Source organism: Planobispora longispora (assembly GCF_016863135.1).
Taxonomy (GTDB): domain Bacteria; phylum Actinomycetota; class Actinomycetes; order Streptosporangiales; family Streptosporangiaceae; genus Planobispora; species Planobispora longispora.
The window spans coordinates 1-11,022 of the sequence record NZ_BOOH01000031.1 but is presented as its reverse complement, the minus strand read 5'-3'; the positions used below and the strand labels follow the sequence as shown (position 1 = coordinate 11,022).

General features: G+C 70.7%; 9 protein-coding genes. 3 read left to right on the top strand and 6 right to left on the bottom strand.

Annotated elements, in window-relative coordinates; all coding sequences use genetic code 11:
- Positions 1-77: 77 nt before the first annotated feature.
- The 4 genes from Plo01_RS19365 to Plo01_RS19350 all read right to left on the bottom strand — a co-directional run bounded on the left by Plo01_RS19365 (position 78) and on the right by Plo01_RS19350 (position 6,028).
- Positions 78-3,083, bottom strand: coding sequence for a UPF0182 family membrane protein (locus Plo01_RS19365; protein ID WP_203892042.1), 3,006 nt, complete (start codon positions 3,081-3,083; stop codon positions 78-80).
- A 294-nt stretch (positions 3,084-3,377) separates the two neighbouring features.
- Positions 3,378-4,424: a YlbL family protein gene (locus tag Plo01_RS19360; protein ID WP_203892041.1), complete on the bottom strand. Its 1,047-nt coding sequence runs from the start codon at positions 4,422-4,424 to the stop codon at positions 3,378-3,380.
- Positions 4,425-4,484: 60 nt separating this feature from the next.
- Positions 4,485-4,910, bottom strand: coding sequence for a molybdenum cofactor biosynthesis protein MoaE (locus Plo01_RS19355; protein WP_203892040.1), 426 nt, complete (start codon positions 4,908-4,910; stop codon positions 4,485-4,487).
- A 44-nt stretch (positions 4,911-4,954) separates the two neighbouring features.
- Entirely contained in the window at positions 4,955-6,028 is a 1,074-nt protein-coding gene (locus Plo01_RS19350; RefSeq protein WP_203892046.1) for an NAD-dependent epimerase/dehydratase family protein, read from the bottom strand.
- 79 nt (positions 6,029-6,107) lie between these two features.
- On the opposite strand from Plo01_RS19350, the gene Plo01_RS19345 reads away from it, so the two are divergent.
- The 3 genes from Plo01_RS19345 (at position 6,108) to Plo01_RS19335 (ending at position 9,193) form a co-directional block, all read left to right on the top strand.
- Positions 6,108-7,427, top strand: coding sequence for a zinc-dependent metalloprotease (locus tag Plo01_RS19345; protein ID WP_239316659.1), 1,320 nt, complete (start codon positions 6,108-6,110; stop codon positions 7,425-7,427).
- A 131-nt stretch (positions 7,428-7,558) separates the two neighbouring features.
- A complete protein-coding gene (locus Plo01_RS19340; RefSeq protein WP_203892044.1) occupies positions 7,559-8,101 on the top strand; it encodes an NUDIX hydrolase in 543 nt (180 codons plus the stop codon).
- Between the two features lie 75 nt (positions 8,102-8,176).
- On the top strand, positions 8,177-9,193 hold the full coding sequence (locus Plo01_RS19335) for an endonuclease/exonuclease/phosphatase family protein (protein WP_239316657.1): 1,017 nt from the start codon (positions 8,177-8,179) through the stop codon (positions 9,191-9,193).
- A gap of 13 nt (positions 9,194-9,206) precedes the next feature.
- Here the strand turns inward: Plo01_RS19335 and Plo01_RS19330 are convergent, their stop codons facing one another.
- On the bottom strand, positions 9,207-10,004 hold the full coding sequence (locus tag Plo01_RS19330; RefSeq protein ID WP_203892039.1) for an alpha/beta fold hydrolase: 798 nt from the start codon (positions 10,002-10,004) through the stop codon (positions 9,207-9,209).
- Positions 10,005-10,691: 687 nt separating this feature from the next.
- A partial coding sequence (locus Plo01_RS19325) for a hypothetical protein (RefSeq protein WP_203892038.1) occupies positions 10,692-11,022 on the bottom strand: 331 nt, incomplete at its 5' end.

Sequence of the window (11,022 nt, the reverse complement as noted above, 5' to 3'; positions counted from 1 at the left end):
CTACCGGTACTCGGGAGTGGACGCGAATCAATTCGATCGGCGCAGGTGCGGGGCGCCCTGCGGACGCCCCGCGGGGCTCACGACGTCGGTGACGGCGAGGGCGCCGGAGTCGCCGTGGGAGCCGGCGTTCCCGTGGGCGCGGGGCTGCCCGTGGGGGTCGGTGTCGCCGTGGGAGCGGGCGTGGCCGTGGGGGCCGCGCTCTGCAGGGCTCCGCCCAGCTTCTCCAGTGCCTTGTTGAGCTCCTCCTGGGCCTTGCCGTACTCCGTCCAGTTCGGCGGATCGCTCGCCAGGGCCTGCTTCGCCTTCTCGTACGCCTTGCGGGCGTCGTCGATCGCCTTGGTCAACTCGGCCTCCGTCAGGGTCGGCTTGGCCGGTGTCTCCGGCTGCTTGTCGCCCTGCTGCGGCTTGTCGTCGGTGGAGGGCTGCTGGGTCGCGTTCTCACCGAAGACCGCCGCCAGCGCCGCCTCCAGCCTGTCGCCCGACCCGACCTTGCTCCCGTAGCCCACCAGCACCCGGCGCAGGATCGGGTACGGCTCCTGGCCGGTGCCGCCCGCGATCTCCACGTAGACCGGCTCGATGTAGACCAGGCCGCCGCCGAACGGCAGGGTCAGCAGGTTGCCGTACCGCACCTTCGCCTGGCCCAGACCGAGCAGGTTGAGCTCGCCGGAGAACTTGTTCTGGAAGTTGTTCTGCACCTGTCCCGGACCCGGGATCGTGGTGTTGGACGGCATCCGCAGGATGCGCAGCTTCCCGTAGTCGGGCCCCGGAGTGGCGTTCACGGCCATGAACGCCGCCAGGTTGGGTCCCTGGCGCGGCACGAACGTGGTGGTCAGCGAGAACGACGGCTGCGCCGTCCCGGGCATCTTGACCGACAGGTAGTACGGCGGCTGCTTGACCTCGCCCGCCGACGGGTCGTTGGGGACGTTCCAGAAGTCCTGGCCGCTGTAGAACGCGTTCGGGTCGGTGATGTGGTAGCGGGACAGGACGTCACGCTGGACCTTGAACAGCGCCTCGGGATAGCGCAGGTGCTGCTCGAGCTCCTTGGCCATCTCGGTCTTCGACTTGATGACGCCGGGGAAGGCGTTCATCCAGGTCTTCAGGATCGGGTCCTTGTCGTCCCAGGCGTACAGGCTCACGGTGCCGTCGTAGGCGTCCACGACCGCCTTCACCGAGTTGCGCATGTAGTTGATCCTGTCGCGCGGCTGCTGCACCACCAGGCGCGGATCGGTGACCGTGTCCCGCGTCATCTCCTCCAGGCTCTTGCTGGTGGAGTACGGGTAGGCGTTCGAGGTGGTGTAGGCGTCGACGATCCAGACCACCCTGCCGTTGACGACGGCCGGGTAGGGGTTGTTGTCCAGGCTCAGGAACGGCGCGACCTTGGCGATGCGCCGGGCCGGGTCACGCTCGTACAGGATCTTGGACTTGTCGGTGATGTCGCCCGACAGCAGCAGGTTGAGCTCGCCGTACTTGGCGGCGTAGAGCATGCGGTTGAAGAACGAGCCCACCGGGACGCCGCCCTTGCCGGCGTAGGTGGTGTTCTTCTGGCCGCTGCCGACCCCGTTGGTCTCGGAGAAGGGGTAGTCGAGCTCCTGCTCCCTGCCGCCTCCCACGATGGAGTACTCCGCCGAGAGCGGGTGCTCGCCGAAGTAGATCCGCGGCTCGGTCAGCTTCGTCTGGTCGACCAGCGGGCCGGTGACGGGCATGTCCTTGGCGGTGAAGTTGGGCAGGCCCTCGGCATCGACCTCGTTGCCCGGCGCGGCGACGAAGCCGTAGCCGTGGGTGTAGACCAGGTGGCGGTTGATCCAGTTGTCCTGCTCCGCCGGCGGGCCGACCAGCTCGCGCACGGCCACCACGGTGTCGCGCATCGCGCCGGTGCGCGGGTCGGGGTAGCGGTCGACGTCGAGCTTCTCCGGGAAGTCGTAGAAGCCGCGGATGCGCTGCTTCTGCTGGTACGTCTGGCCGACCAGGTTCGGGTCGAGCAGGCGCACACCGGAGATCGAGGTGTCGGCGCTGACGTTGGCGCTGTCCGCGTTCCCCTGCGCGTTGTAGGGGATGACCTCGGAGTTCTCGACGCCGTAGGCCTTTCTGGTGGCCTCGATGTTGCGGCCGATGAACTCCTGCTCGCGCGCCTGCTCGTTCGGCTTGACCTGGAACTGCTGGACCAGCGCCGGGTAGACCCCGCCGATCAGGATGGCCGAGAGCACCAGGAGGCCGAAGGAGACGCCGGGCAGCATGCCGCCGGGCCGCACGATCCCCGCGAAGAACAGGATCGCGCAGATCAGCGCGATGATCGCCAGGATGGTCTTGGCGGGCAGCACCGCGTTGACGTCGGTGTAGGAGGCCCCGTGCACGAAGCCCCGCTCGGAGAAGACGAGGTCGTACCGGTCGAACCAGTAGGCGACGGCCTTGAGCAGCACGAACACGCCGAGCAGCACCGACAGGTGCACCCGGGCCTGGCGCGAGGCGCGCACGCCCGGCGACTGGAGGCTGAACCCCCCGTACAGGTAGTGCACGATCGTGGCCATCACCGCGGAGAGAACCACCGCGGTGAACAGGAAGTTCAGCACCATCCGGATGAACGGGAGGGTGAACATGAAGAATGAGATGTCGGTCTTGAACTGCGCGTCGAGCTCGCCGAACGGCACGGCGTTGAAGAACTCGAGCCAGGTCTTCCACTGGCCTGCGAACGACGATCCCGCGAACAGCGCGAGCACCGCCACGCCGATCAGGAAGATCAGCTTGCGGTGCGGGTCGAGCGCCATCCGGTAGCGGTCGGCGCCGCTGACGCCGCCGCTGAACCGCTCGGGGGTGAGTATCGGCGGCATCCGGTAGGCGAGCAGCGTGTTGCCGCCCACGATGCCCACCATCAGCAGCGCGCCCACCACGAAGAGCAGGATCTGGGTGACGATCACGCCGGAGAACACCGAGGTGTAGTCCACCGAGTCGTACCAGAGGTAGTCGGTGAAGATGCCGGCGAAGAGGAAGAAGAACGCGACGATCGCGATCAGGGCGATCGCGACGGGAAGCAGCAGTCGCGGCCGGCGGGGCAGTCGCGCCCTACCGGCTCCGGGTCGGATGCTCAAAGCCAACCCCTTGTCGTATGAGCACGGTCTGTGTCTGGCAACCTACACCGACGGGGGTTCCGCCGCGCTCAGCCGCTCGACACGGCTTGGCCACGGCGGCCCGCGGTTTTCTCGGTCCCGTACGGTCAACGCGCCGCGAACCGGATCGGTGCCCGCCCGCGCCCCACGCGTCCGGTCTCAGTCGCCTCGCGTGTCCCGGCGGCCGCGTCGCACACCCGTGCCTCGGCCGGACGGGCGGCCCGGCATGCCGCCCGGATCTCAGCCGGACGGGCGGCCCGGCGTGCCGCCCGGATCTCAGCCGGACGAGCAGCCCGGCGTGCCGCCCGAGCCGGTGCGCACCGCGTCGAGCGCCTGGACGGCGTCGTGGAGCGTCTCCACCTTGATCAGCTTGAGCCCGTCGGGAACGGCCGCGAGCGCCTCGGCGCAGTTGGCGGCGGGGGTGAGGAAGAACGTGGCCCCGGCATCGCGGGCGCCCACCATTTTCTGCTGGATGCCGCCGATGGGCCCGACCTTGCCGTCAGGCGTGATCGTCCCGGTCCCGGCGACGGACTTGCCCCCGGTCATCGAGCCGGGAGTGAGCTTGTCCATGATGCCGAGGGAGAACATCATCCCCGCGCTCGGCCCGCCGACGTCGCCGACGCTGATGTTCACGTCGAACGGGAACTTGTACTCGAGCCCCATGGAGATGCCGACGACGGGCGTGCCCTCCTTCGACGCCGCGGTCGGGACGGTCACGGTCACGTCCTTCCCGCCCCGCTTGACGACGAAGGCGACCTGCTCGCCCGCCTTGTGCTTGCGGACGGTCGACGAGATCGTCTCGCGGTCGACGGCGGGCACCCCGTCGACCGAGACGATCTCGTCCCCCTGCGTGAACTTCCCGTGCGCCGGGAAGTTCTTCTCGGTGGCCGCCACGACCACCACCGCGGTGAAGGGGATCTTCAACTCCCTGAGCGCCGCGGCGGTCGCGTCGTCCTGGGAGTTGGTCATCTCCTGGGTGTTCTGCTCCTCGACCTCCTCGGCGGTGGTCGTCGGCGGGAAGATGGTCTCCTCGGGCACGACCGCGATGGTCGGGTCGACCCAGCCCCGCAACGCGGTGAACAGGTCGATCCTGGTGCCGGGCCCGCCCTGGTAGGCCACCGTGACGAGGCTGAGCTTGCCCTCGGTCGGATAGGTCTGGCGTCCCGTGATGCTGATCACCGGCTTGCCCTTGACCTCGCCGATGGTGTTCTCCGTCGGTCCGGGACTCAGAACGACGTACGGCACCGGCAGCACGGTGCCGGCGACCCCCAGGCCGAGGGTGAGGAAACCGGCCGCCATCAGGGTCAGCGCACGTCGGGACATGAGAGGAAGCCTATGCGGTGATGGCGGTGAGACGGAGACGGCGGCGGGGTGCTCCGGACGTCACTCGCAGGCCCCCACCCACTCGGTCGAGCCGTCGGCGAAGACCTGGTGCTTCCAGATCGGGACCTCGCTCTTGAGGTCGTCGATCAGCCGGCGGGAGGCGGTGAACGCCTCCCCGCGGTGGGGGCAGGCGACGGCGACGATGACCGCGATGTCGCCCAGCTCCAGGTCCCCGACCCGGTGCACCGCGGCCAGGGCGGTGGCCGGGAAGTCACCGGCGACCTTCTCGGCCACCCTGCGCAGCTCCGCCTCGGCGCTCGGGTGCGCCGAGTAGGACAGCCGGGTGACCGGCTTGCCGTGATCCTGGTCACGGACCGTACCGATGAAGACCGCGGTCCCGCCCGCGGCGTGATCGTTCACCGCGGCGAGCACCTCGTCCACGGAGAGCGTCTCGTCACGAATGCCCAGCAACCGGATGACATCCACGCCGAAAGACTACCGTCCCGGAGCAAGGGCGGTCCGGTCCCGGGTCAGGATCGGCGCTTCTTGCGGGCGACGCGGACGATCGCGGCGGTGCCGAGGACCGCGACGGTGGCGCCGGCGGCGGTGAGCGTGGCCTCCTTGCCGGACAGGCGGCGGCCGACGACCGCGTGCTTGCCCTCGCGCAGCTCCAGGAGCTGGGTGAACGCGGCCTCGTTGGTCCACTGCGGTTTCCAGCCCACCGCGCGCAGCGCGGCGCAGTCGACCACCCAGGGATAGACCACGTAGTGCAGGTCCGTGGCCGGCGCCGGAGTGACGCCCAGGCGGTGCAGGCGCTGGGCGGTGCCGAAGGTCAGCCCGGCGGGCAGCTCGAAGCGGCGCAGCCCGGAGATCTCCTCCACCTGCTCCTGCTCCAGCCACCCCTCCCCGCCCACCGCGACCACGCCGGAGACCGTCCCGAGCGCGGCCAGCTCCAGCGCGGAGACCAGGTCGTCGACGTGGCAGAACTGCCAGCGGGGGCTGCACCCCTTCACGGTGAGCAGCCTCGGCGCCTCGAAGTGCCGGGTCACCACGCTGTCCACGTCGGGCCCCACCAGGACGGCCGGGCGCAGCACCGTCACCTCCAGGCCCGGGTGACTGCGGAGCGAGCGCCGGACCAGTGCCTCGATCTCCAGGTAGTCGCCGACGATGCCGGTGTCGAGCTCGGCCGCCACCGCGGCGTCCTCCGGCAGGGGGACCTCGTTGTCGGCCGCCGCGCCGTACACCATGGCGCTGGTGACCAGCACGACCCGGCGCACCCGGGCGGCGGCGCAGGCGGTGAGCACCGTCTGGGCCGCGCGGAGGTTGTAGGCGCGGCGTTCTCCCGCGTCGGAGCCGAGCGCGTAGTCACCTGCCAGATGGACGAGGACATCGATGTCGGATATCCGGTTCGCCAAGAGCGGATCCCGGACGTCGAGCACCCGCCACGTGACGTCGGGCACGTCGCCGCGTTGCTCGTCGATGGCCACCACTCTGCGGAAATCCGCAGACGAGGCGACCTTCGCGAGGAACGCGCGACCGATGCCCGAGGCCGCGCCGGTGACGGCGACGACCGGTGGCCGGAGGCGTTTCGAGGTAGGCACCAGGTCCTCACTTTGCACTGATCCGCCGCGCGGCGGATAACGTGGCGGATGTGGACTCCTCCATCCTGCACGAGGTAGAGCGGTGACTGACTTGCCAGGTCGGGAAAACGACCCCAACGAGAACCCGTTCGCCATGTTCGGCAACCCGGAGCAGATCGCGGCAGCCATGCGCCAGTTCGCCGACATGCTGTCCGCTCCGCAGAGTTCCGGCCCCGTCAACTGGGACATGGCGAAGAACATCGCACGGCACACCGTGGTCGCCGAGGGCGACCCCAGCGTCATGGAAGGCGAGCGGCGCCAGATCGTGGACGCCCTGAACCTCGCCGATCTGTGGCTCAACGAGGCCACCGTGCTCCCCAGCGGGGTGGGAAACCCCCAGGCGTGGAGCCGGTCGGAGTGGATCGAGAAGACCGTCCCCGTCTGGCGGCAGCTCTGCGACCCGGTCGCCGCCCGCATGGTCGAGACCATGAGCGGCACGTTCGGCGCCGCGGGCCTGCCCGCCGAGGCCCAGGCCATGGCCGGGCCGCTGATGGGCATGATGAAGCAGATGGGCAGCATGATGGTCGGCCAGCAGATCGGCCAGGCCCTCGGCTCGCTCGCCCGCGAGGTGGTCGGCTCCACCGACATCGGCCTGCCGCTGTCGGGCGACGCCGCCCTGCTGCCCGGCGGGGTCGCCGCCTTCGGCCAGGGGCTGGAGACGCCCGCCGACGAGATCCGCCTGTATCTCGCCCTGCGGGAGGCGGCCCACCACCGGCTGTTCCAGCACGTGCCGTGGCTGCGGGCGCACCTGCTCGGCGCCGTGGAGGAGTACGCCCGGGGCATCACCGTGGACGTCTCCGCCCTGGAGGAGCAGCTTCGCGGGCTCGACATCAACAACCCCGAGCAGCTCCAGCAGGTCCTGAGCGGCGGCGCCCTGCTCAAGCCCGAGGAGACCGAGCGGCAGAAGGCCGCCCTGGCCCGTCTGGAGACGGCGCTCGCCCTGGTCGAGGGCTGGGTCGACACGGTGGTGTCCGGCGCCGCCGGCGGCAAGCTGCCCTCCGCGGCGGCCCTGGCCGAGACGGTACGGCGCCGCCGCGCGAGCGGCGGTCCCGCCGAGCAGACCTTCGCCACCCTCGTCGGCCTCGAACTGCGCCCGCGCCGCCTGCGCGAGGCGGCCGCCCTGTGGCGGGCCCTGGAGGCGGACCGGGGCATCGACGGCCGGGACGCGGTCTGGAACCACCCCGACCTGATGCCCACCGCCGACGACCTCGACGACCCGGAGCGCTTCGTCCGGGGCGAGCCCGAGTTCGACCTGTCCGGCCTGGAGGCGTCCCTCCGCGAGCCGGACGGCGAGGGCGACGAGGGCAAGGGCGGCGAGGAGGGCCGCGGCAAGGACGGCGGCACGGAGAACGGCGGCGCGTGAGCGAGCGGAGCGAGCGAGCCGACGGCCCCGGCGACGTCGCGGACGTCACCGGCGGGGGAGAGCGCGTCCGCGAGCCGGCCGGGGAGAACCGGGCCGCCGCGGACGTCACCGGCGAAGGAGGCCGCACCCGCCTGCACGCGGACGCCCGGGCCGTGCTCGGAGAGTGGGCCGCGCCCACTCCCGAGGAGGAGCTGCTGCGCAAGGAGTTCCTGGCGCACCTGCACGCCCACCGGGACGGGATGTACCGCGAGTGCGTCCCCGGCCACCTGACGGCCACCACGGCGGTGCTGTCCCACGACGGCGAGCGGGTGCTGCTGACGTTGCACGGCAAGGCCAAGATGTGGTTCCCGATGGGCGGTCACTGCGAGCCCGGCGACCTCTCCCTGGAGGGCGTGGCGCTGCGGGAGGCGACCGAGGAGTCGGGCATCCCGGGGATACGGCTCCTGCCCGGACCGCTGGCGCTGGACAGGCACCGCGTCTGGTGCCACCCGCCGTTCAGCCATCACCTCGACGTCGAGTACGGCGCGGTCGCCTCCGCCGGGGCCGAGGCGGTGATCAGCGAGGAGTCGCTGGACCTGCGCTGGTTCCCGGTGGACGAGATCCCCGATCCGACCGACGAGGCCACCCGGAGGCTCGTCCGCCGCGCCTGTGAGGTCCTGCGCTCCGGAGGGTGACCGGGACGGTTCTCGGACCGTTTTACACGTGCCTCACGAGTCCCTGACTAGGGTCGTTCTCACAGACGAGGGCGGATGAAGCGGGGCAGCGTGAATGTGGACATCGCATCCGGTGGCGACGTCGGCGGCACGATCATGACACCGCCTCGCCGTCGCCGGCGCGTCCCCGGGGCTCTCGCCTGGGCCGCGGTCGCGCCGTTCGCCATCTGGGCGGTGGCCCGGGTCGCCGGGCTGGAGCGGGGCTCGCTGCCCACCCAGATCATGACCGCGACGCCGTACGCGGCGGTGGGCTCGCTGGTGCCCGTGCTCGTCGGAGCGCTCGCCCGCAACCGCGCGGCCACCGCCGTCGCGCTGGTCACCACGGCCGCGCTCAGCCTCAGCGTGCTCCCCCGGGCCGTCGGCTCGGCCGAGGCCGGACCCGGCGCCCCGATGCGCGTTCTCACCCTCAACATGCTGTACGGCCGCGCCGAGCCGGCCGCCGTCATGGACCTGCTCAAACGCCTGAAACCGGATGTGCTGAGCGCGCAGGAGCTCACCCCGGAGATGGTGGAGGCGCTGGACGCGGCGGGCATCGACGAGCTGCTGCCGTACCGGGTGCTCCAGGACGAGCCGGACGCGCGTGGCAGCGGCCTGTACGGCCGGTATCCGATGACCCCGCTGGAGAACCTGTTCCGGCCCGTCGGGCACAACATGCCCGCCGCCGTGATCACCCTCCCCGGCGCCAAGCCCGTCGAGATCATCGACGTGCACCCCTACGCGCCGCTGGGCGACCTGGTGTACGACTGGGCGACCGCCATCGACGCCTTCCCCGCCCCGTCCGGCGACAGGATCCGCATCTTCGCCGGAGACTTCAACGCCAGTCTCGACCACGCGGTGATGCGCCGGTTCCTCGACCGGGGCTACGCCGACGCCGCCGACCGGGTGGGACAGGGACTCGTCCCCACGTGGCCGGCGGGCAGGAGCATCCCTCCGGTCATCACCATCGACCACGTCGTGGTGGACCGGCGGGTGGCGGTGAACCAGGTCAGCGTCCACACCGTCCCCGGCACCGACCACCGCGCCGTCTTCGCCGACCTCCGCCTGCCCGGTTAGCCGGAGCGGCGGATCAGGCGAAGAAGTCCAGCAGGACCGGACGGAGCGCGTCGGGGTGGTGGAGCACCCCGTGGTCCTGGCCTTCGAGCGTCAGGTGGCGGGCGCCCGGAACGGCGTCGGCGACCGCCCGGGTGGCGGCGAGGGCCCAGCCGGGGCTGAGCGCGCCGTCGATCGCGAGCGTCGGCACCGTGATCGTCGCCAGGCCGTCGGCCGGCAGGACGTTGCCGGGGCCGCAGATCGTCACGTCGTAGGGCAGCGTGTGCGCGAGTCCGGTGAACCGGTCCCAGACCGGAGCGCTCCGCATGCCCGCGACCATCTCCGCGGGCACGTCCACCGCCTCGGTCAGGAACAGCGCCGCCGCGTCGTCACGGCGGCCCTGCCCGATCAGGACCCGGAGGCGCTCGGCCAGGTCGGCCCCGGGCCGCTCCCTGCTGTCGTCGACCACGTACGGCGGCTCGTACACCGCCAGCCTGTCGATCGGCAGCCCCGTCCGAGCCGCCTCGACGGCCAGGATCGCACCCGAGGAGTGCCCGAACACGGCAGCCGACCCGCCCACATGCTTGATCAGCGCGGCGATGTCCTCGATCTCCCGCTCCACGGCGTAGCTCTCACCGTCACCGCTGTCGCCGCGACCGCGGCGGTCATAGGCGACCGCGGTGAAATCCGGCGCCAGCGCGGCCGCCAGCCCGGCGACGGTGGAACAGTCGTTGAAGGCCCCGCCCACCAGGATCACCGGCCGCCCTCCACCGACCGCCTCGAAGGCGATGGCGGTGCCGTCGGCCGAGGTCACCGTCTGGAACGCGGTCGTCATGGCTTCTCCCGTAGTCTGCAGGCGGCCCCAGGAGGGGCCGGAGTCGCTTGTCACAGAGGAGTCGGAGCCACCGGCGGGCTCTCGACATCGATCGCTGAAGTCCAGCGGGAAACAATGAGACCACCGAGATCACACTCCCCCTACGGCGGGTGCCGGTACGGCGGGTTGGTGCCGGTACGGCACGCACCCGGACTGGAAAGTCCGGCGCCGGTGCGGACCGTAGGGGCGGGCCCTGTCCGGCCGTACGGTGGACTGTGGGCGGCTGAAGCGCAGATCCGGGACGGGTTCAGGGCTGGTCGCCGTTGCCTGCGGCCATGCTGGCCGGAAGGAGCTCAGGGCTGCTCGCCGTAGCCGCGCCCACTCCGGGACGAGTGAGAGTAGAACACCACATCTCATGGCAAATGAGGTGGAGGGCCTCCGACCAAGCGATCAGCATGATCGATGTCCCGCTGCACACGGACGGGCTTTCCCGATCGAGCCGCCCGTTGCAGATCTTTCAACCCTCTGCTCACCTTCACGAGCAGAACTGTCCCGGCTTCCGGCCCGCTCCTCCCCTGATTCTCCGACGGCTGCCTTTGAGTGATATCGCATGAGGCTTTTCACCCTGGGCAATGATCGGCTTCGATCTTCTGCAAGACGAGGGTGGTCTACAGGACGTGTCCTGGCCGGAAACTGCGGGCGGAGCCCTCAGGGAGCCTGAACGCCGTGCGCTTGAAGCCGGGAGACGATCAGCACGCGGAGTTCGCGTTCTTGAGCAGCTGCGTCGTGATGGCCCAGGCGGTCACTCGATGCAGCCCAGCGCCCGAGGACGTCGACCGTGAGCATCCATTGGGCGATGGTGGGTTCGGGTTTCACGATCTCATCTGGTGGCGGCCACGAACCGGAGCCGGGAACGCCGGGTGTCCAGTGGGCGATCTGCTCCCACCCTGCTCTTCGGATACTGCGTGCGCGGCTACGGCGAGCAGCCCTGAGCTCCTTCCGGCCAGCATGGCCGCAGGCAACGGCGACCAGCCCTGAA